Origin of the sequence: Primorskyibacter sp. S187A (assembly GCF_049800955.1) — a bacterium.
GTDB lineage: Bacteria > Pseudomonadota > Alphaproteobacteria > Rhodobacterales > Rhodobacteraceae > JAKVBH01.
Genome location: NZ_JBNAGA010000001.1, coordinates 1121600 through 1142762, shown reverse-complemented (window position 1 = coordinate 1142762; position 21163 = coordinate 1121600). Strand labels below are relative to the sequence as shown.

18 protein-coding genes are annotated in these 21163 nt (G+C 59.4%); 10 read left to right on the top strand and 8 right to left on the bottom strand.

The features are described 5' to 3' along the window. Positions 1 to 170: 170 nt before the first annotated feature. Entirely contained in the window at positions 171 to 428 is a 258-nt protein-coding gene (locus ACP15S_RS05775) for a DUF1289 domain-containing protein (protein WP_425038621.1), read from the bottom strand. 215 nt (positions 429 to 643) lie between these two features. Between ACP15S_RS05775 and ACP15S_RS05770 the strand changes: the two genes are divergently transcribed. From ACP15S_RS05770 to ACP15S_RS05755, 4 genes are read left to right on the top strand one after another with little or no spacing between them, the layout of a single operon-like run. After that, positions 644 to 1261 (top strand): paraquat-inducible protein A, encoded by a 618-nt coding sequence (locus ACP15S_RS05770; RefSeq protein WP_425038620.1) that lies wholly within the window; start codon positions 644 to 646, stop codon positions 1259 to 1261. Continuing rightward, complete coding sequence (locus ACP15S_RS05765) at positions 1228 to 1881, top strand: paraquat-inducible protein A (protein ID WP_425038619.1); 654 nt, start codon at positions 1228 to 1230, stop codon at positions 1879 to 1881. Before ACP15S_RS05770 ends, ACP15S_RS05765 begins: the two co-directional genes overlap by 34 nt. Continuing rightward, entirely contained in the window at positions 1878 to 4313 is a 2436-nt protein-coding gene (locus tag ACP15S_RS05760; protein ID WP_425038618.1) for an MlaD family protein, read from the top strand. Before ACP15S_RS05765 ends, ACP15S_RS05760 begins: the two co-directional genes overlap by 4 nt. Further along, a complete protein-coding gene (locus ACP15S_RS05755) occupies positions 4313 to 4876 on the top strand; it encodes a PqiC family protein (RefSeq protein WP_425038617.1) in 564 nt (187 codons plus the stop codon). Before ACP15S_RS05760 ends, ACP15S_RS05755 begins: the two co-directional genes overlap by 1 nt. Here the strand turns inward: ACP15S_RS05755 and ACP15S_RS05750 are convergent. The 3 genes from ACP15S_RS05750 to ACP15S_RS05740 form a co-directional block, all read right to left on the bottom strand. Continuing rightward, positions 4873 to 5787 carry a DMT family transporter gene (locus tag ACP15S_RS05750; RefSeq protein WP_425038616.1) on the bottom strand — a complete coding sequence of 305 codons (915 nt, stop codon included), beginning with the start codon at positions 5785 to 5787 and terminating at the stop codon, positions 4873 to 4875. The genes ACP15S_RS05755 and ACP15S_RS05750 overlap by 4 nt on opposite strands. Positions 5788 to 5836: 49 nt before the next feature. Then, on the bottom strand, positions 5837 to 6847 hold the full coding sequence (locus ACP15S_RS05745; protein WP_425038615.1) for a pyridoxal-phosphate dependent enzyme: 1011 nt from the start codon (positions 6845 to 6847) through the stop codon (positions 5837 to 5839). A 94-nt stretch (positions 6848 to 6941) separates the two neighbouring features. Next, the gene (locus ACP15S_RS05740) at positions 6942 to 7340 is read right to left on the bottom strand and encodes a GFA family protein (protein WP_425038614.1); all 399 of its coding nucleotides are present in this window, start codon (positions 7338 to 7340) and stop codon (positions 6942 to 6944) included. Between the two features lie 138 nt (positions 7341 to 7478). Between ACP15S_RS05740 and ACP15S_RS05735 the strand changes: the two genes are divergently transcribed. The 3 genes from ACP15S_RS05735 to ACP15S_RS05725 all read left to right on the top strand — a co-directional run bounded on the left by ACP15S_RS05735 (position 7479) and on the right by ACP15S_RS05725 (position 10602). Beyond that, positions 7479 to 8360 (top strand): TPM domain-containing protein, encoded by an 882-nt coding sequence (locus tag ACP15S_RS05735; protein ID WP_425038613.1) that lies wholly within the window; start codon positions 7479 to 7481, stop codon positions 8358 to 8360. 241 nt (positions 8361 to 8601) lie between these two features. Next, on the top strand, positions 8602 to 10140 hold the full coding sequence (locus ACP15S_RS05730) for a trimethylamine methyltransferase family protein (RefSeq protein ID WP_425038612.1): 1539 nt from the start codon (positions 8602 to 8604) through the stop codon (positions 10138 to 10140). 129 nt (positions 10141 to 10269) lie between these two features. Next, a complete protein-coding gene (locus ACP15S_RS05725) occupies positions 10270 to 10602 on the top strand; it encodes a DMT family transporter (RefSeq protein WP_425038611.1) in 333 nt (110 codons plus the stop codon). A 68-nt stretch (positions 10603 to 10670) separates the two neighbouring features. On the opposite strand, the gene ACP15S_RS05720 is transcribed toward ACP15S_RS05725, so the two are convergent. Then, entirely contained in the window at positions 10671 to 10859 is a 189-nt protein-coding gene (locus ACP15S_RS05720) for a VPLPA-CTERM sorting domain-containing protein (protein WP_425038610.1), read from the bottom strand. Positions 10860 to 11204: 345 nt separating this feature from the next. Between ACP15S_RS05720 and typA the strand changes: the two genes are divergently transcribed. Then, positions 11205 to 13022 carry a translational GTPase TypA gene (gene typA / locus ACP15S_RS05715; RefSeq protein ID WP_425038609.1) on the top strand — a complete coding sequence of 606 codons (1818 nt, stop codon included), beginning with the start codon at positions 11205 to 11207 and terminating at the stop codon, positions 13020 to 13022. A 442-nt stretch (positions 13023 to 13464) separates the two neighbouring features. Continuing rightward, positions 13465 to 13812, top strand: a complete 348-nt coding sequence (locus ACP15S_RS05710) for a hypothetical protein (protein WP_425038608.1) — start codon at positions 13465 to 13467, stop codon at positions 13810 to 13812. 288 nt (positions 13813 to 14100) lie between these two features. Here the strand turns inward: ACP15S_RS05710 and alaS are convergent, their stop codons facing one another. Next, on the bottom strand, positions 14101 to 16761 hold the full coding sequence (gene alaS / locus ACP15S_RS05705; protein ID WP_425038607.1) for an alanine--tRNA ligase: 2661 nt from the start codon (positions 16759 to 16761) through the stop codon (positions 14101 to 14103). A gap of 149 nt (positions 16762 to 16910) precedes the next feature. Next, entirely contained in the window at positions 16911 to 17990 is a 1080-nt protein-coding gene (recA, locus tag ACP15S_RS05700; protein WP_425038606.1) for a recombinase RecA, read from the bottom strand. A gap of 178 nt (positions 17991 to 18168) precedes the next feature. Here recA and ACP15S_RS05695 point away from each other — a divergent pair, with 178 nt between their 5' ends. Then, positions 18169 to 18786: a gamma-glutamyl kinase gene (locus tag ACP15S_RS05695; RefSeq protein WP_425038605.1), complete on the top strand. Its 618-nt coding sequence runs from the start codon at positions 18169 to 18171 to the stop codon at positions 18784 to 18786. On the opposite strand, the gene ACP15S_RS05690 is transcribed toward ACP15S_RS05695, so the two are convergent. Continuing rightward, positions 18787 to 21096 (bottom strand): ATP-binding protein, encoded by a 2310-nt coding sequence (locus ACP15S_RS05690; protein ID WP_425038604.1) that lies wholly within the window; start codon positions 21094 to 21096, stop codon positions 18787 to 18789. Positions 21097 to 21163 lie beyond the last annotated feature (67 nt).

The window sequence follows — 21163 nt, the reverse complement described above, 5'->3', positions numbered from 1 at the left end:
TTTTCCGAAAGAACTTCTGTTGTTCGCTTACCCCTTCGTTAACCATGCCCCAAAAGGGATTAATGAAAGGTTAAGGCAGAGCCCTGTGCAACACCTGCAAGGGGCAGGCTGAAACTCAGATTTCCAAAGGCCAACCGGGCCTCAAGCACTGGCGGTCTCGGTGCGCGCGGTTACGCGACCTTTTTGTCGTCCCACGTCAGCTTGATCTTCTTTTTCTTGAGCTTGCTGTCATAGGCTGGCGCCCAGTGCTTGTATTTCCCGAGGCTGTCCTGCTGGGTGCGCAGCATCTCAATAAAGGCCAATCTGTGCTTGTCCTTCTTGAGCTCCTTGAAGAGGCTTTTTTGGGCTTTGGTCATGGAGCACCCGATGCAATGGCCTGCACGCTTGAACTTGCATACATCAATACACGGGCTTGGGACCTTCGCCATCAACCTGCTCTCCTGACCATCACCGGGCCCTTCAAATTGTGTGGTATGCGGGCAGAAAAATCAATCCTGAGTGAAATACTCAAATTGACGCAGGCCGCAGCTTGTTGGCGCGGTCTTGGCTTGTGCCTGCCTGTCCCATGGCGTAATTTCACGATATTGCTGCCAATTGCTCTGCAAAGGAGCTGACCCTGCCACCCCTCCTCACACGGCCAGATTTGCCCCCGGATCGCTACATCGTCTGTCCGACCTGCGATGCGGCCTATGAATTGGTGCGCCCGAAACACGATGAGCAAGCGATCTGCGCGCGCTGTCATACAGTCCTGATCACGCCTAAGCGAAAGGCAGGCACCCAGATCATCGCTTTGGCATGTGCTGTCTGCATTCTCGTGACAGCGGCGATGTTCATGCCGTTTCTCGCCATCAAAGCGGGCGGGATGACCAATTCGATCTCCATTTTGGGAACAGCCTTTGCCTTCGACGGCGGCATCTATGAGCCGCTGGTATTGGCCATGATTGCGTTGATCATCGTGATCCCCGTCGCCCGTGCACTGGGGCTGATCTATGTGCTGACGCCGCTTGTGCTCGAACGCCCGATCCCGCCGGGGGCAAAACGTATCTTCGGCTGGGCCGAGGCGTTGCGGCCCTGGTCCATGGTGGAGATCTTTGTGCTGGGCTGTGCGGTTGCGCTGATCAAAGTGGCCGATCTGGCCGATATCTGGTTTGGCCCGGCGTTCTGGCTGTTTTCCATGCTTGTGCTTGTCGTGATTGCGCAGGATTCCTTTATGTGCAGGTGGTCCGTATGGAACGCACTCATTCATCCTCGCAAACCGTAACGGCGCGCGCGCTTGGCCTGGTGGCCTGCCGTCGTTGCTCGAAGGTACACGAGAGTAGCGATCGCATCCCTGCTCCCGCACGTTGCACGAGGTGCGGCAAGACGCTGAGCGCCCGCGATCCGCTTTCTCTGCAACGGGTCTGGGCGTGGTGGATCGTGGGCCTGCTGTGCTACATTCCCGCCAATATCTACCCAATGCTGCAAACCCGAACACTGCTGTCCACGCAGGCCGATACAATCGTTGGCGGCGCAATCGAGCTGTTTGATCACGGCGCTTACGGCGTTGCGGCCATTATCCTCATTGCGAGCGTCGCCATCCCCATCGGGAAATTCGTGGCCATCGCGCTCCTCGCGCTCAGCGTGTCCCGGGGCACGCGGTTGACCGGCGGACAGCTGCGCCTTGTCCATGAAGTTGTCGAATACATCGGTCGCTGGTCGATGATCGACATATTCGTGGTTGCCATCCTGTCATCACTCGTCCAACTGAATGTACTCGCGGCAATCCAGCCCGGGCCTGCCAGCCTGTTTTTTGCAATGTCGGTCATTTTTACGATGCTCTCTGCTCAAGCCTTCGATCCCCGCATGATTTGGGATGCGCGTGCGGCACAGGAGGCTTCATGAGCCAAACGCCGCCGCCTCTTCCCATCGAGCCGCCACAGCCCGGCGTGCTGTCGCGCGTGTCGCTGATCTGGTTGATCCCGCTGGGCGCAATCGTGACCGCGCTCGCCATCGCCTGGAGCAGCTACGCCAATCAAGGGCGCATCATCCATGTGATGTTTGAGAATGGCGCGGGCCTGTCCGCCAATTCAACCGAGCTGCGCTTCCGCGACGTGACCGTTGGCGTGGTCGAGGACATTGGCCTGACAGACGGGCTGGAAGCGGTCGACGTGGCGATCCGGCTGGATCGCGACATCGCCGCTTACGTCGATGACACGGCGCAATTCTGGGTCGTTCGGCCCGAGGTCACGACACAAGGCATCACAGGTCTCGATACCGTGCTGAGTGGCGTCTACATCGAGGGCAGCTGGGACACCGAGATCGGCGCGCCTGCCAGCACCTTCCGAGGTCGCCCAGAGCCACCGCTCTTTCGCTCCGATCAACCGGGCCTGCAAATCTCGCTGCGCAGCACCCAGCGCGGCACGTTATCAGCCGAAGGGCCGATCCTGTACCGCGGCATCGAAGTCGGGCGGATTGGCAAGGCCTTCATTGATCCTGTGGGCAATTTCGCCGTCGCCGAAGCTGTCATCTACGAGCCCCATGACCGGCTGATCAACGACAATACCCGCTTTTGGGACACGTCGGGATTTTCGCTCTCCGTGGGCGCTTCTGGCGCATCGCTGGACTTCAGCTCTCTGGCAAGCCTCGTGGCTGGGGGCATCACCTTCGAGACCTTTGTCTCTGGCGGCGCACCGGCAACGGCGGGGACGCAGTTTCAGGTCTATGGCAATGAAGACGGCGCGCGGGATTCGATCTTCAATCAATCCTTGGTGGAGGATCTCTCCGTCAGCGTCATTTTTGATGACAATATCTCGGGCCTCAATATTGGCGCGCCTGTCGAACTGGCAGGGCTGCGGATCGGTGCGGTCAGCTCGGTCTTTGGCGTGATTGATGCGGAGACGTTTGGCGACAATCGCGTGCGGCTCAATGCGGTTCTGGAAATCCAGCCCACGCGGTTAGGGCTGGAGGGCGAGGCAACTGCCGATGCTGCGCTGGACTTCTTGCGGCTGCGCGCGGGCGAAGGTCTGCGGGCGCAGCTGGCCTCGGCAAGTCTGCTGGCCGGGGGGCTGAAGGTTCAGTTTGTGGCTACGGACAATACCGACGGGCGCGCCTTGCGCGAGACTGCCGAAGGCTTGCCCGTACTGCCTTCGATTCCCAGTGAGATGGGTTCCGGACAAGCCTCCGTGGAGGGTGTGCTCAACCGCGTCTCATCTCTGCCCGTCGAAGAGCTGATGCAAAGCGCCATCGATTTTCTGGATACCGCGCGCAGCTTCGTCTCAAGCGACGCCTTGCGCGAAACACCTGAAGACCTGCGAGCGCTGTTGTCCAGCATCACAGACGTCGTGCAATCCGACGATGTGCAGGCGGTTGCGGGCAATCTCAATCAGGTTCTGAGCCAAACCGAGACCTTGCTGGCCGATCTGGAACGTGCGCAAACCGTGCAGCGTCTGGCCGATGCCGTGGATGCGGCGGCGCGCGCAGCCGATGCCGTGGACAGCTCCGTCGAAGGCCTGCCCGCCTTGCTTGAGGAACTCACAACCGTGGCTCAAAGCGCCCGCGATCTGCCGCTTGATGTGCTGACTGAACGGGTCATCGGGGTCATGGATGCCGCCGATGACATTTTGCAAAATACGGATGTGCAGGAACTTCCCGAAGACCTGCGCCTGTTGCTGGCCAGTATCACGGATGTAGTGCAATCCGATGACGTGCAAGCCGTTGCAGGCAACCTCAATCAGGTACTGGGCCAAACCGAGGCGCTCTTGCGCGATCTTGAGGAAGCGCAAACCATCCAGCGCCTGGCGGCTGCCGTCGATAGCGCGGCCACAGCCGCAGCTGCCGTGGAAAGCTCCGTGGACGGCATGCCCGGGCTGCTCAACGAGTTGACCGAGGTGGCGCGCACAGCCCGCGCCCTGCCCCTCGATGCGCTAACCGAACGGGTCACAGGCATCGTCGAGACAGCTGATGGTCTGTTGCAATCGGACGGCGTGCAGGAATTGCCAGAACAGCTCAATGCAGCATTGGAAGAGCTCAACCTGACGCTTTCGGAGCTGCGCGCAGGCGGTGCTGTAGACAATATGAACGCCACGCTGGCCTCCGCCCGCGACGCGGCCGATGCGGTCGCAGGCTCGACCCGGGATCTTCCCGCGCTCGTGACGCGGTTGACCCAGGTTCTCAATCAGGCCAGCGCAACCATTTCAGGCTATGACAAGGGCGATACGCTGAGCCGGGACGCCCAGGCCGCATTGCGCGACATCCAGAAAGCTGCGTCCGCGATCACATCGCTCGCGCGGACCATCGAGCGCAACCCAAGCGCCCTGATCCGAGGAAGAAACTGATGCGACTTGCCCCATCACTTGCGGCGCTGGCCCTGCTTTCGCTTGCCGCCTGCGGCTCCGAGCCTGAACTCGTCGCGGTCAGCGCGCCGGAGGCACAAGGCCAGTACCGTGTCAGCATGGCAACGCTGGAGCTCAAGGAGCCCTCGCTTCCGGCCTATGCGCTGGCAGATGAAATCGCCGTAGAGACAGAAACCGGCCTCGTGGTTTCAGGCAGCGATGTGCTCTGGGCGGACAAGCCCGACCGCGCCATCGCGCTGGAGATCACCCGGCATCTTTCGGCGCTGACCTCCGCGCGCATCGCCCCATCGCCCTGGCCCTTCGAGAGCCTGCCCGAGGCCGCGCTTGATCTGCGGTTTGAAACGGTCTTGGCGCGCGCCGACGGCACATTTGAGCTCGCCGGCCAGTATTTCCTCGGACGTCTGGATGACGGGCGGGAACGATCCGGACGGTTTGATCTCTCAGAGCCCATCGCGCAACCGGTAGGACCAGTCAGCATATCGGCGGCACGCGCGCGGGCCATCCTGGCCCTGTCAGAGCTTTTGGCCCGCGAGGCCCTGCGTTAGCCGAATTTGTCGAGCTTGGCCCGGTCCCGCCCACGCTCTATGCCCAGCTGCCGCTCACGCCAGATAATGAGCGCCCCGGAGATCATGATCACCGCAGAGCCCAGAAGCATCTGGGATGTCGGGACTTCTGCAAAAAAGACATAGCCCGCGATCAGGGCATAGATCATTTGCACATAATCAAACGGCGCCAGGACCGAGGCCGGGGCGAATTTATACGAGGCCGTGATGAAGATCTGCGCCACGCCGCCGATCAGCCCGGCCCCGATCAGCATGGCCGTTGTCGTCATATCGGGCACCACCCAGCCGAAGGGCAATGTGAGCAGCGAGAACAGGGTCGCCGTGAGCGAGAAATAGAAGACGACAGCCGCTGTCTCCTCACCAGACCGCATCAGCTTGCGGATGTGGATTTGCGCCAGGGCTCGCAACGCCGCCGAACAGAGCGCACAGATCGCGCCCAACGTCGCCGCGTCCTGCGCGGAGACGCCCAACTGAGGCGCCAGAACGATCATGACCCCGATGAAGCCCACGCCAATTGCGCTCAGGCGAAACAGGCGCAGCCGCTCTCCCAGCAAAAGGGCCGCCAGAATGATCGTGATGAGCGGCGCGGCAAAGCCAATGGCCGTGACATCTGGCAGAGGCAACATGCCCAGTGCGGCAAACCCCAATCCCATTGAGCAAACCCCAATGAAACCGCGCCAGAAATGGCCCAGCGGATTTGTCGTCTTCAACCCGCCACGCAACTCACGGCGCAGGGCGAGCCAGCCGATGATAATCGGCATCGCAAAGGCCGAACGGAAAAAGACCGCCTGCCCCGGTGGAACAACGTCGGACGCAGCCTTGATGAGCGAGGCCATGATCGTGAAGAGGGCAAGGGCAAGGAGCTTGAGCAAAATGCCGCGGGTAATGTGCATGGGCGCAACCTGCGCGCGGATGGCGGCAAGGTCAACGGGGCTTGGGTGACTATGCGTCTTCCAGACCTTCCGAGAGGATGACCAATGGCGCGGCCATAGGTTCTTCCTGCTTCAAAAGCGCCGCCAGACCCGACGCTCCGGACGGTGTCGAGCCAAATCCCATGGCGCCAGCCTCGGTCACGGCCTGAGCGCCTTCTTCGTCGGAGATGGTCACGTACCGATCCGCCGCTTCGCGCAGGATATCGAAGGCCAGCAAGGACGCGTCCTTGCAATCCAGACGCCCCATGTTGGACACAGGACCCTCTACCGTTACCATCCGTCCCGCCGCCACTGAGGCCTGAATGCACGGTGCCGCCGTGGGTTCAACGATGATGATTTCTGGTTGCCGGGCCCAGTTTTCCCGGATCATATGCGCCACAGCGCCCGCCAAACCGCCGACGCCCGCTTGCAGAAAAACATGGCTCGGCCAGGAATTCTGCGCCTCGAAAACCTGACGCATTTCTTCGGCAATGATCGTGTAGCCTTCCATGACAAGGCGCGGCGGCTCGGTATAACCGGGCCAGGAGCCATCGGCGAGGTGAATGGCGCCTGTGCTCTGCGCATCCGCGATGGCGGCGGCGATGCTTGCCTCATAGGTCGCGCCGGAGCGCACGACGCCTGCCCCCTTCGCGCGCAGGCGCGCGGCAAAGGCCTCGGGCACGGTCTCAGCCAGGTGGATGCGACATCCCGCGCCAAAGAGCTGTGCGCCAGCCGCGACCGACATGCCATGGTTGCCCGCGGAGGCGCAGACAAAGGTCAGATCGGAGGCTTTGGCGCGCGCGGCCTCGGATGTGAGCGCCGGTGCGGGCACGCCGGTGGATTGAGCCACCAGCTGCGCCACGGCATACACACCTCCCAACGCCTTGAACGCGCCAAGTCCCATACGTCCGGTCTCATCCTTGACCCAGATCCTGTGGCCCGCGTGGCTGTGTTGCGCCAAGGGCGAAGCTTCATAGGCCGGGCAATGCTGCAACAAGGCCAACGGCAGGGCGGGATCAAGCAGAGGGGATGTCTGTGTCATGGCCTGTGCCTATCATTCAGCGTGCGCCGCGCGCCATTGGAAAATCAGTGCAGACCAGGCAGGCAGGCAGCCAAGGCCGGGCCCTGCGCCGCGCTCAGTCAAAGGCCTCGAACCGCAAGATGCCCGCATCGCCAGAGGGCCCATCGGACGGATGATGCACACCGTCATGGACCAACACTTCTGGCAAAAACGGGGTTTGTCCGTCGAGACAAGCGAGGTTGACCCCGATTTCATTGGGATTGGAGCGGCGGCGATGATGGGTGTAAATCCCGCAAATAGAGCAAAAGTAATGCTCGGCAGTTTTCGTCCCGAATTGATAGAGCGTCAGCCTGTCCTGACCGGAAAGATAGCGAATGCCATCCAAGGGCGCAGAAACCGCGACGGCCCCGCGCCGCGCGCATAGTGAACAATCACAGCGCCGCGCAGAGGCGATTCCCTCACTCAGCGAGACTTCGAACGTGACGGTACCGCAATGACAGCGACCTGAGATCATGACCTGGCTCCTTGTGCCGCTCCCCTGCCGTAGTTTGCGCGGAAGACGCAGCCGAGACAAGGCACGCAAGCCAAACAGGGCATCTGGCGGGATCAGCCCCTTTGCGGCACGTGGCAGATCGCGCTACGCTGTTTTTTGATGTTTGCTCTGATCCGTCCCTCTATCGCTGCACTGTGCCTCACGCTGCTGGCGATCACCACCCTGCTGCACGCCCAAAGCGCCGCAGGCTATCCCGCCTCTGTCTCGACGACCGTCAATGATTTTGCCGATCTGCTGCCCGAGAAAGAGGAGGCCGCGCTTGACGCGATCCTGAAATCCTTCACGCAAGAGACCGGCGTTGAAATGACGATCGTCACGCTGGACAGCTACGACCGCTACGCGCCGCGCGAGGATATAAGCATCGAGCAATTTGCCACCGGACTTTTTAACGATTGGGGCGTTGGAGATGCCGCGCGCAATGACGGCGTGATGATCCTGGTCGTGCGCGATGACCGGGTCATGCGGATTGAGTTGGGCCAGGCCTATGGCCGAGCGTGGGACAGAGCGGCGGCCGTCGTGATTGACCGTCACTTTTTGGATGCGTTCGCGGCAGGCGATTACATCGGCGGTATTTTCAAAGGCACTCAGGCCACTATGAATCAGCTCGTGCGCCCCTTTTTGGGGTTGGAGCCGGTGACCATCGAAGAGACCCAGAGCACAGGCCGCTGGGTGCCTTTCACGATTGTGGGTGTGCTGATGGCTGCGCTGTTTTTTGGCATACCGCTCCTGAAGACGCTGCGCCGTTGCCCCAAATGCGGTGCGCGGAGCCTCAAGAGCACGCGCGAGACGATTATGGGCCCCAGTGCGGCGGTGCCCGGCATGGGGCGCAAAACGACGACCTGTTCCTCCTGTGGGCACCGGTTTGAAGACACCTATGTCATTGCATCACTGAACTCCCGCCACACGACGGGGGGCGCGTCTGGCGGCGGCTCTTTTGGGGGCGGGTCCTCAGGCGGCGGCGGCGCGACGGGCCGCTGGTAGCCTGCTGAAACGTCCAAAAACGACACATCGTCGCAATTGAGTAAGACCCAAGGCTGATCCGCGCTGACACTCCTTCCAACGAGGGAGGCCACATGCAGCATCATTCCTGCATGATTGTGTTGGTGAGCCGCACCATTGGTGCGGCACGGGGCCGTGCGGCACGCGGACGACCAGTGAGCTTGTAACAACCGCGCCTGCGGTGTCGCCCACGTCTTTCGCCCTTTGCCCCGATGAGGCCCCTATGAACACGCAAACACCATCCCGCGCCGGAGGGCGTTCTGCCCGCCGCGCCGCCCGCGCCGCCAAATTGCCGGAACATATGCGCCCGGTGCGCCCCGGTCTTGAAGGCGGCAGATATGATCCTTTGAGTGCGGCAGATGTCCGGCGTATTCACGACACCGCACTTGATGCGCTGGAACAGATCGGCCTTGCGGATACGCCGGCCTCGGGCATCGAGATCCTGACAAAGGCGGGCGCGGAGCTGGGCTCCGATGGGCGCATCCGCTTTCCCCGCGCGCTGGTGGACGACATGCTGGCCCTTGCGTGCAAGGATGTTGTCTTGCCCGGCCGCACTGAAGCCAATGATCTCGACCTCTCGGGCACGCGCGTGCACTACGGAACGGCGGGTGCGGCGGTCCATATGGTGGATGTGGATGGCAAGTCCTACCGAGAGAGCACCTTGCAGGATTTGCATGATGCCGCGCGCATTTGCGATGCGCTGGACAATATCCACTTCGTGCAACGGCCGATGGTCGCCCGGGATGTCATCGACAATCTGGAGATGGATCTCAACACGATCTATGCCTGCACAACCGGCACTCACAAACATATCGGCACGTCTTTCTCTGACCCGTCGCATATGCCGGACTGCCTTGAGATGCTTTACATGATCGCAGGCAGCGAGGAGGCTTTTCGCGCGCGACCTTTCGTGTCCAACACCAATTGCTTCGTCGTCCCGCCGATGAAATTTGCAACCGAGAGCTGCGAGACAATGGAGGCCTGCATCCGGGGCGGCCTGCCGGTTTTGCTGCTGTCCGCAGGTATGCTGGGGGCCACGGCGCCCTCAAGCATTGCGGGTGCCATCGTTCAGGCCGTGGCCGAATGTCTGGCGGGCGTGGTCTATGTGAATGCCATGGCGCCGGGGCATCCGGCAGTTTTTGGTACATGGCCCTTCGGCCTTGATCTGCGCACCGGCGCCATGTCTGTGGGGTCCGGCGAACAGGCGCTCCTCTCGGCGGGCTGCGCACAGATGCACCGGTTCTACGGATTGCCCGGCGGCGCGGCGGCAGGTGCCTCCGACAGCAAATTGCCCGACATGCAGGCAGGATGGGAGCAGATGTGTTCCAATGTGATGGCCGGTCTGTCGGGGCTCAATATGGTGTATGAGGCGGCGGGCATGCATGCCTCGCTTCTGGGCTTTTGTCATGAAAGCCTGATCCTGAGCGATGACCTGATTGGTCAGGCGCTGCGCTGTGTGCGGGGGATCGAGGTGGATGACGCCGCGCTGGCTTTGGAGGAAATCAGAGAGGTCTGTGTGGGCGGGCCCGGGCATTACCTGGGCACAGATCAGACGCTGGCCCGGATGCAGACCGAATGCATCTATCCCAGCCTGGGCAATCGGATGAGCCCCAAGGAATGGGACGAATCCGGACGGCCCGACCTCGTGGCCAATGCTGTGGCGCGCAAGGAAGAGATCCTTGCCGCACCGGCACCTGCGCGATTTGATCCAGAGATCGAGGCCACCATAAGATCCCGGTTTTCCATTCATTTGGCGCATTGAGGCCCGCGTGGATGGGGGCGCTGCCCCCGTCACAAACAGAGTTTGTGCCTCCCCCGAGGTATTTGCGGACAAAAGAAGGGCTGGTCACGGTCTCGCGGAACGGTCAGTCTGCGCAAAAGGAGTTCGTGCATGCCTGCCTATCTTGCTTTGATCATCGCGGTGGCGTTTGAGACCGTCGGGACCACCGCGTTGAAAGCCTCCGAGCAGTTTACCAAGCTGGGCCCATCGCTCATCGTTGTTGGGGCCTATGCAGTGGCGTTCTACTTTCTTGCGGTGACGCTGCGAACGATCCCGGTGGGGATTGCCTATGCCATGTGGTCGGCCTTGGGCATCTTCTTTATTTCGATCATTGGCTGGGTAGTTTTTGGCCAGCGTCTGGACTGGCCTGCAATTGCTGGGTTGGGGCTGATCATTGCGGGCATCGCGGTCATTCAGGTGTTTTCCAAGAGTGGCGCGCATTGATCTGAGCTCGAAAAAGAACAGCGCCGGTGACCCCGGCGCTGATCGGTGTTTCATCGCTTTTGATTGCTTCAGGATTTACGACGCAGCGCCGCGACACCACCAAGCGCAGTCAGCATCAGCAAGCCCCCCGCGGGAAGCGGAACCGGTGCAGTGGCTGTGAAATCATAGCCACAATCATCGCAAACGAGGCCTGCGCCGTCAGTGACATTGACAACTTCAATGCGGGTCACGTTCGAGAATGCCGTAAGATCCTGCATGTTTGTGGACAAGATATCTGCATCTCCAATCAAATCCACCCTAGACGACTGCAGACCGCCAACGAAGACGTTTATCGCCCCGACCACCCCGGTATCGTTGTCTGCACCAAGGTAAAACGAGAGGTTCGACACGCCGACGGCGTAATCGACATAGCGGTCTCCGTCAAAGCCGTTATCCCTAGGCCCGATGGTGTTGGATCCGGACTGCGCATATTGCGGGAAGTCGTAGATCCGTGCGCGTCATGAGGATATGTGGCCCGACGGCGCAAATTGCGCGGTCTTCGCTCTGGTCTTTGGCGGGCGGCCATTGTATGGCGCGCGCAACTCCCGACAAAGGCTGACCTCATGGACCTTCGCAATATCGCTATTATCGCTCACGTTGACCACGGCAAGACCACGCTGGTGGACGAGTTGCTCAAGCAATCGGGCGCCTTTCGCGCCAACCAGGCCGTGGCCGAGCGCGCGATGGACAGCAACGATCTCGAACGCGAGCGCGGCATCACGATTTTCGCAAAGCCCACGTCCGTGGAATGGAAAAGCACGCGGATCAATATCGTGGACACCCCGGGCCACGCGGACTTTGGCGGCGAGGTTGAGCGTATCCTGTCCATGGTTGACGGGGTTGTGCTCCTCGTGGACGCGGCAGAAGGGCCGATGCCGCAGACCAAATTCGTGACGTCAAAAGCGCTGGCCCTGGGGCTGCGCCCTATTGTGGTTCTCAACAAGGTCGACAAACCGGATGCCGAGCCGGACCGTGCGCTGGATGAATGCTTCGATCTCTTTGCCTCGCTCGATGCCAATGATGATCAGCTTGATTTCCCCCACATGTATGCTTCCGGGCGCAACGGCTGGGCCGATCATGAGCTGGACGGCCCGCGCAAGGATCTCACGGCCTTGTTTGATTTGATCGTGAACCACGTCCCCGCGCCCAAGCAAATCGCACAACAAGACGACGATTTTCGCATGCTGGCCACAACGCTGGGCTCGGATCCCTTTGTGGGCCGTATCCTCACGGGCCGGGTTGAAAGCGGCACACTCAAGGTTGGCGCGACGGTTCAGGCGCTTTCCCGCATTGGTCAAAAGATCGAGCAATTCCGCGTCACGAAAATCCAAGCCTTCCGTGGGCTTGAGGAAGCCGACATTCCTGAAGCGCAAGCAGGCGATATCGTCTCCATCGCGGGCATGTCCAAGGCGACTGTGGCCGACACGATCTGCGCCCTTGCCGTTGAAGAACCGCTGGACGCACAACCCATCGATCCGCCCACCATCACCGTCACCTTCGGCATCAATGACAGCCCGCTGGCCGGTCGTGATGGCAAGAAGGTGCAATCGCGCGTGATCCGCGACAGGTTGATGAAAGAGGCCGAGAGCAATGTTGCGATCAAGATCGCCGACACGCCCGGCGGTGAGGCCTTCGAGGTCTCGGGCCGTGGCGAATTGCAGATGGGTGTTTTGATCGAGAACATGCGGCGCGAAGGGTTTGAGCTGTCGATCTCCCGGCCCCAGGTCATCATGCGCGAGATTGATGGTCAAAAGGTCGAGCCAATTGAAGAGGCCACCATCGACGTCGATGACGATTACTCCGGCGCGGTGATCGAAAAACTGACCGGCGCGCGCAAGGGCGAGCTCGTCGAGATGCGCCCGGCAGGTGCAGGCAAGACCCGCATCATTGCCCATGTGCCCTCGCGTGGCCTGATCGGATATCACGGCGAATTCCTGACCGACACGCGCGGCACCGGCGTTCTCAACCGCGTCTTTCATGGCTGGGCGCCGCATAAGGGTCCGATCCCCGGCCGTCGCGCCGGTGTTCTCATCTCCATGGAAAATGGCGTCTCCGTGGCCTATGCACTGTGGAACCTCGAAGACCGTGGCAAGATGATGATCGGCGCGCAAGCGCAAGTCTATACTGGCATGATCATCGGCGAGCACAGCCGCGACAACGATCTTGAGGTCAACCCCCTCAAGGGCAAGAAACTGACAAACGTGCGCGCCAGCGGGTCTGACGAGGCCGTGCGCCTGACGACACCGATGACGCTCTCTCTCGAAGAGGCCATTGCCTATATCAACGATGACGAACTGGTGGAAGTGACCCCCAATCAGATCCGGCTGCGCAAGCGCTACCTCGACCCCCATGAGCGCAAGCGCATGAGCAAGCAAGCCTGAAGATAACTCCGTAAAACACTATAAAGCGCAAGGGCGTGTAACAGCTTCGTTACGCGCCTTTCTGCCTTAAATGTCACTACTTTCAGACAGTTACAACTTCCAGGCGAAAGTGGCGCAGCGTTAATAAACTTAACGCCTTGTGGATAAGTCTGTGCAAAGCATCCCGCCACAGACACGCGATCTCATCAGATTATTGACGAAACAGCGGTTTTTCGCACTTCACGCGCAAATCCAAACGCCACTCCACGCGTTTTGCAAGCTCTCACACCCGTCAGGTTGTGGCAGTAAGAACGCGCACCCACAATATATGCGTCAATGAGGGGAACCCGGAATAGACAAATGAAAAAAGCGTGACTACAGTTGACCTTGCGTCGCGGGGTTATGCGCCTGTTCGCTCGCCGCAAGCGCCGCAACAATAAACTTTTGATAGGGTAAACACACCATGATCCAATCCAAAAAAGCTCTTAAGCTGACAGTCTTGGCTGCCGCACTCGGTCTCGCGTCGCAAGCGTATGCGCACGGCCCCGAAACCAAGACAATGGCTCTGCCTTCGATCGCTGCTGGCGCGTCCATGGACGTCTCGATCACGTGCTCGCACGGACATTCCGTCATGTCCGGCGGCGTGCAAGGCATCGACCAGTTGAACGCAACTGGCCCGCTCGTCGTGACAGGTTCCGGCGCAAGCTCCACGAGCACATGGACAGCGACACTGACAAACCGTTCCGGTCGCCCCACAGGCGCGAACGAAGCTTCCGTGACATTGACAGCACTCTGCGGCTACCGTCACTAAGTTCTCGATTGATACGCGATTGTGCCAGACCTGGCGCAATCGCCACCCCCAAGACGGATCAATTGGTACCGTCCTGCAAGCTTAGGGCGCCATATCGGCGCGCTCGCGCTTAAAACCTAAACCACAGACATTTCTGTTCAGCGCACAGCCCGCTCCTGCGTTCCAGCTGTGACCAGTGTGTTAGCTTTTCGCAGACTGCCTCGTGCATCATCGAGATGGGATAGCGCGCCCCTCACTCGGGCCAACACGCACGCCGTGTGGCAGGGCAGCCCCAAGGCCGCGCCCCTCTCAGTTCTCCAAAACGGCCCGCGCGGCTGCAATCGCCGCCTCGGCATTCTCGGCGCTCGCCGCACCGCCCTGCGCCATGTCAGGACGACCGCCACCACCTTTACCGCCAAGCGCTTCCACTGCGGCCTGCACCACATCCACGGCATTGACCTTGTCTGTCAGATCTGAGGTTACCCCCACGGCCACGGCAGCCTTATTTCCCGCATCTGCAATGAAGAGCGCTACGCCCGAGCCCATTTTCTCTTTTGCCGCGTCAATCAAAGGCGGCAGGTCTTTTCCAGTGACACCAGAGACGACTTGCGCGGTGAAAGACATGCCTGCAACGCTCTCGGCCTCGGAAGCCGGACCTGAGCCCCCGCCTGCCATTGCCAATTCCCGACGCAGCTGCGCGACTTCATTCTGGAGCGATTTGCGTTCATCCAGCAGGGCTTTGACCCGATCTGGCACATCCGCAGCTTGGGCTTTAAGCGCCAGGGCCGTTTCCGCAAGCCGGTGATCCTGCCCGGACAGATAGGCAAAGGCCGCCTCACCGGTCAGCGCTTCGATCCGGCGTACTCCGGCAGACGACGCGCTGTCGCCCAGGGTGACAAAGACACCGATGTCTCCCGTCTGGCGCACATGGGTCCCCCCGCAGAGCTCGATTGAGTAGGTATCGCCGCCCTGCCCTTTGCCCGAACCCGATTGAGTACCCATCGAAACAACACGCACCTCATCGCCATATTTCTCGCCAAACAAGGCCTGCGCGCCAATCGCACGCGCATCGTCCGGCGTCATGATGCGGGTTTCGACCGCCGCGTTTTGGCGGATATAGGCATTCACCTCTTGCTCTACCTGCTTGATCTCTTCCAGCGAGAGGGCCTTCGTGTGGCTGAAGTCAAAGCGCAGGCGATCCTCGGCATTCAGAGAGCCGCGTTGCGCGACGTGATCCCCAAGCGCGTGGCGCAAGGCTTCGTGCAGAAGGTGTGTTGCGGAATGGTTCGCACGAATGGCGCTGCGGCGGGTGTGATCCACGCGCAGCTCCAGCGCATCTCCCACTTTAAGAGAGGCCTTTTCCGGCTTGATCTTATGGGCAAAAACGCCCCCGGCCATCTTTTGTGTATCCAACACGGCGCCATTGCCATCTGGCTTGAGATAGCTGCCACGATCGCCGACCTGACCTCCGCTTTCGGCGTAAAACGGCGTCTGGTTCACGACCATCCAACCCTCCGCGCCGCTGGCCAGCTCATCTGTCAACGCGCCATCTTGCACGATGGCCACAACCTGTCCTTCTGCGAGTTCGGTGTCGTAGCCCAGAAAATCGGTTGCGCCATGCGCTTCGGAGACGTCGAACCAAATGGCAGAATCTGCCGCCTCGCCTGAGCCGGACCACGCCGCGCGGGCTTTGGCCTTCTGTTCCGCCATCGCGGCATCAAACCCGTCCGTGTCCACGGAGCGACCCTTCTCCCGCAACGCGTCCTGCGTGAGATCCAGCGGGAAGCCGTAGGTGTCGTAGAGCTTGAAGGCCGTCGCGCCCGGCAATGGCGCCTCCTCAGGGAGATCCGAGAGCTCTTCATCCAGCAGCTTCAATCCGCGATCCAACGTGGCCTTGAAGCGCGTTTCCTCAAGGTTCAAGGTCTCTTCAATCAAGGCCTGCGCCTGCCCCAATTCGGGATACGCCTGCCCCATTTGCTGCACAAGCGCGGGCACCAGGCGGTGCATCACAGGATCCTTGGCGCCCAGCAAATGCGCATGGCGCATCGCGCGCCGCATGATCCGGCGCAACACGTAACCCCGCCCTTCATTGGACGGCATCACACCATCAGCCATCAGGAAAGACGTCGACCGCAAATGATCCGCGATCACCCGGTGATGGACATTCTTGTCGCCAAAGGGATCAACGCCTGTCGCATGGGCCGACGCCTCGATCAGCGCCTTCATCGTGTCAGTGTCATAATTGTCATGGCTGCCCTGCAACAAAGCGCCAATGCGTTCGAGCCCCATGCCGGTATCGATCGACTGCATGTCGAGTGCTTTCATCGAACCATCTTCGAACTGTTCGTTTTGCATGAAAACGATGTTCCAGATCTCGATAAAGCGATCGCCATCTTCTTCAGGCGAGCCGGGAGGGCCGCCCCAGATATGATCGCCGTGATCGTAGAAAATCTCGGTGCAGGGCCCGCACGGCCCCGTCGGCCCCATCTGCCAGAAATTGTCGGATGTTGCGATACGTATGATGCGGTCCTCGGGAACGCCCACTTTCTTCCAGATCTCCGCCGCTTCGTCATCGGTATGGTATACGGTCACGTAGAGCCGATCTTTGGGGATACCGAACGCATCCGTGATCAATTCCCATGCGAAGGGAATAGCCTCTTCCTTGAAATAATCGCCAAAGCTGAAGTTGCCGAGCATCTCGAAAAACGTGTGATGCCGGGCGGTATAGCCCACATTGTCGAGGTCGTTGTGCTTGCCGCCGGCCCGCACGCATTTCTGCGAGGTTGTGGCGCGCCTGTAGTCCCGCGTTTCCAAGCCGGTGAACAGGTTTTTGAATTGCACCATGCCGGAATTGGCAAACATCAACGTCGGATCGTTCCGCGGGACGAGCGGGCTGGAGGCCACCACCTCATGCCCATTTCGGGCGAAGTAATCGAGAAAGGTGGAGCGAATTTCATTGAGGCTGGTCATCGACGGTTTTCCTTTGGGCTTGACGTGAAATAGCCCTCACATGCCGTCCTCGCAACGAGAAAGAGCGGCCCCGTCGGACCGCTCTTTCATGAAGTCTTCTCGCTGCTCTGCCCGACATCAGTGGATCTGCTGCGCCGGCAGGTGACGGCTTACCCTTCCAGAACGCCATCATCCTCGATTTGTTCTTCGGGGGGCATGTCAAAATCCAACCCGTGAGCGGCGCGAATCTTGTCTTCAATCTCATAGGCCACGCGCTTATTTTCCCGCAGGAACGTCTTCGCGTTCTCGCGGCCTTGCCCAATGCGTTCATCGCCATAGGAGAACCATGAGCCCGATTTATCAACAACGCCTGCCTTCACGCCAAGATCCAGCAATTCCCCCATTTTGGAGATGCCTTCACCATACATGATGTCGAATTCGACCTGTTTGAACGGCGGCGCCACTTTGTTTTTAACAACCTTCACGCGGGTCTGGTTGCCGACGACCTCATCACGATCCTTGATCGCGCCAATGCGGCGGATATCGAGGCGCACGGAAGAGTAGAATTTCAGCGCATTGCCGCCGGTCGTCGTCTCCGGCGAGCCGAACATGACACCGATCTTCATCCTGATCTGATTGATGAAAATCACCATGCAATTCGAGCGCGCAATCGAGCCCGTCAGCTTACGCATGGCCTGGCTCATCAATCGGGCGTGTACGCCGACGGAGCTATCGCCCATATCCCCTTCCAGCTCGGATTTGGGTGTCAGTGCCGCGACCGAATCCACAATTACCATATTCACCGCGCCGGAGCGCACCAATGTGTCGGTAATTTCCAGCGCCTGCTCCCCGGTATCGGGCTGGGAAATGAGCAATTCGTCCAGATCAACGCCGAGCTTACGCGCGTATTGAGGGTCAAGCGCGTGCTCCGCATCCACGAAGGCACAGACGCCGCCTTTTTTCTGTTCCTCTGCCACGCAATGCAGCGTCAGCGTGGTCTTGCCGGAGCTCTCGGGCCCGTAAATCTCAACGATCCGCCCTTTTGGCAGGCCACCGATGCCCAGAGCGATATCAAGGCCGAGGGAGCCGGTCGATGTCGCCTCAATTTCCTGAATGGCGTTCTCGCCACCCAGCTTCATAATAGAACCCTTGCCGAACTGACGTTCAATCTGGGCCAAGGCACTATCAAGCGCCTTTTGTTTGTCTGCGTTGCGTTTGCTATCCATGGAAAGAAGATCTGCCGTTGCCATACGTCTGGTTCCTTATTTCACGCTGCCGCCGCAAGGTCCATGACTTGCGTTTGTTCTTGTCTTGTTCTTAATGCGATCAAAACAAGAACATTTCAAGATGAATTTTGTGAGCTTTACTTTTGTAGCGATTGGTTAAGGAGTAGTTTACAGTCACGAGAGCAACCAAAACGGTAGGCAAATGCTTGTTTTCTGGAAAGAAAAACTGACGATCTTGGCGGTTCCAAAGACCGGCACGACCGCATTGGAACATGCTTTGGGGAATCACGCCGATCTCGTGGTGCGCGATCCACCGCAGCTGAAACATGCTCCTGTCTATCGCTACAATCGATTTTTTAGGCCCATGTTTGAAAAACAGGGCGCACCGGACATGGAAACGCTGGCCGTCATGCGTGAGCCTATTTCCTGGTTGTCGAGTTGGTACCGCTACCGCGCGCGGCCGTTTATGGAAGGCAAACCGAACTCAACCGCTCGCATGTCATTTGATGACTTTGTCAACGCCTACATCAAGGGCGAGAAGCCCGGATTTGCCAATGTCGGCAGTCAACTCAAGTTTCTGGAGCCTCGCCCCAATGGGACCGAGGTTACGCATTTATTTCGCTATGACGATCAAGAGGCGATGATTGCGTGGATCGCTCATCGTCTGCGGCGGGATATCACACTGGAGCGTGCGAATGTCTCACCAAAGGTTCCAGCATCCTTGTCGCCAGAAGTGGAGCGGAAAGCGAAACGGAAATTGACGGCCGAGTTCGAACTCTATGCGTCAATTCCCGACGGGGGGCGTCACGTCAAAGCATAGTCAATGCAGTTGCCGTTGCACCGTGTCAGTGAGTTCGCTTAACGAAAACGGCTTTGGCAAAAACACTGAGTTGGGAATTCGGGTTTGATCCTCGCTGAAGCTCTCTTCTGCATATCCCGACACGAAAACAACACGCACGCCCGGCCTTTGCTCCAACGCCTGCTTGACCCAACGCGGACCGTCCATTCCGGGCATGACCACATCCGTGACAAACACATCAATCTTCAGGTCGGGGTCTTCGAGTTTCTCCAGTGCTTCTTCAGCGGACTGTGCTTCAACCACGGTAAAGCCTCGTAAGCGCAACGCGCGCGATGCAAAGGCCCGAACAGGCGCTTCGTCTTCAACGAGCAAGACAACAGCATCGCTTTGTTGCGGAAGCGCTTCACTGGCCACGGGCTCTTCCACAACCTCAGCTTCGACAACCTCGTCATGGACGGGAAAGAGAAGTGTAAAACACGTGCCCTGCCCCACGACCGAATCGACAAAAATGAAGCCACCGGTTTGCTTGATGATGCCGTAGACAGTCGACAAGCCCAGACCGGTTCCTTCACCGGCACGTTTTGTCGTGTAGAAGGGCTCAAAAACCTTTTGAAGATTGTCGGGCGCAATTCCGCAGCCTTGATCGGAAACTTTCACCGAGACGTATTCACCGGGAGAAACGACAGCCCTGTCCCGTTTGAGCGGTGTTTTCAAATGTACCACATCGGTTTGAACATCAATTTGCCCACCGTCGGGCATGGCATCTCGCGCGTTTACGACGAGGTTCATCATCACTTGTTCGAGCTGTCTCTTGTCCACTCGCACGGCGCGCAGGTCTTCTGCGTGGTTTAGGGAAAGCCTGACTTTTTCACCGACCAAACGGTTCAACAGGTGCGTCAGGTCAGACAGCGTATCGCGCAAATGCAACAATTCGGGTCGCAGCGTCTGTTTGCGCGAGAACGCCAATAGCTGGCTAACGAGAGCCGCGGCGCGATTGGCGTTCTGGTTGATCTGGACCAGATCTCCATAGTCAGGGTCACCCTGATCGTGACGCAGCAAGAGCAAATCGCAATGCCCGGAAATGGCCGTCAGAAGATTGTTGAAATCATGCGCGACACCGCCGGCCAATTGGCCGATAGCTTGCATCTTCTGGCTTTGAACGAATTGGGCTTCCAAAGTCTTGAGCTCAGTTGCGTCGCTCAAGACCGCAACGAGACCAACGCCATCGCCAACGATGACCCGCTTGAGCGATACCTGCAAAAAGCGTTCTTTGCTGGCATTAGACAGGCGCAAAAACTCACCGTGGTTTTGCGCGCGACCATTCACGACATCGTCAAGCCAGTCGCTTATTGGGCGCCCCAACCCTTCCAGAACATCTCCCAACCGCAGGTTGTCAGCCGATTGGATATCGAGCAACCGTAAAGCTTCACTATTGGCGCGTGAGATCAAACCATCCGCAGACAGGCGCAGCAAGGGCACGGGAAGTGTATCGAAGCCGGATTCATCAGGCGGTGTTGTCATCGTTTTGGGCGGAGGCAGGAAAAACAACTCTCGTCGCGCACCACTTATATCCACCTGCGCCACCAAGCACTGGATGGCTTTCTCTTCGCCCGCGACCGTAATTACTGCCCCTGCAGCCACATTACCAACGCCCAGATCATCAAGGGATTTCGCGCGTTTGCCGAACAAACGCCGGGCCGCATCGTTCATGAAGAGGATGGCGCCTGACCGACCAACAGTGACACGCGGCAGCGTCACGCCGTCTTGCGCACGCTGCAAATCAGTCTCACTGACCTCTTCGACACGCCACAGCATCAGCCCGCTGCCCACATCCTGCGCCGACAATCGGACCTGGCCCTTTCGGGTCACAACCGATTCTTGCGCCAGACCTTTCTGTATGGCCTTCGTCCGCATGCGGTGAATCAAACCGCCGGGACTTGCGAGCATCAGTTCAAGGATCTGCCCAAGCCGTTCGATTTCGCCAGCCTGCACGATCCTGTCATCACCGACATCCCGACGCAAACGGTCCAGGGCAGCAGCGTTAACCAGCTTCACCTCTCCATCAGCAGTTGTGACCACGCAGATCGCTTGCTCATGCTCGATAAGGCTGCGCAGCATCGTCTCTTGTGATGTACCCACGCGATCTCGCAGAAGGGTCCGCAGGCCAACGGACAAGCCCGCCAGTAGAATCGTGATGCCAGCTCCTATGAGAACAGATCCCAGGGCGCCAGAGGCAAAGAGCACGCCGAAGACGGCACTAAATGCCCCCAGCAGAACCGCGATGGCCCCCAGTTTTTGATGGCTCAGGTTAGATTGCTGCGCCGAAACCATTAGCCTGCCTAAGTAAGTCAACCTGCAAAACGCACACTCCTTTGCGCAACCCTATCGCTCATCACGT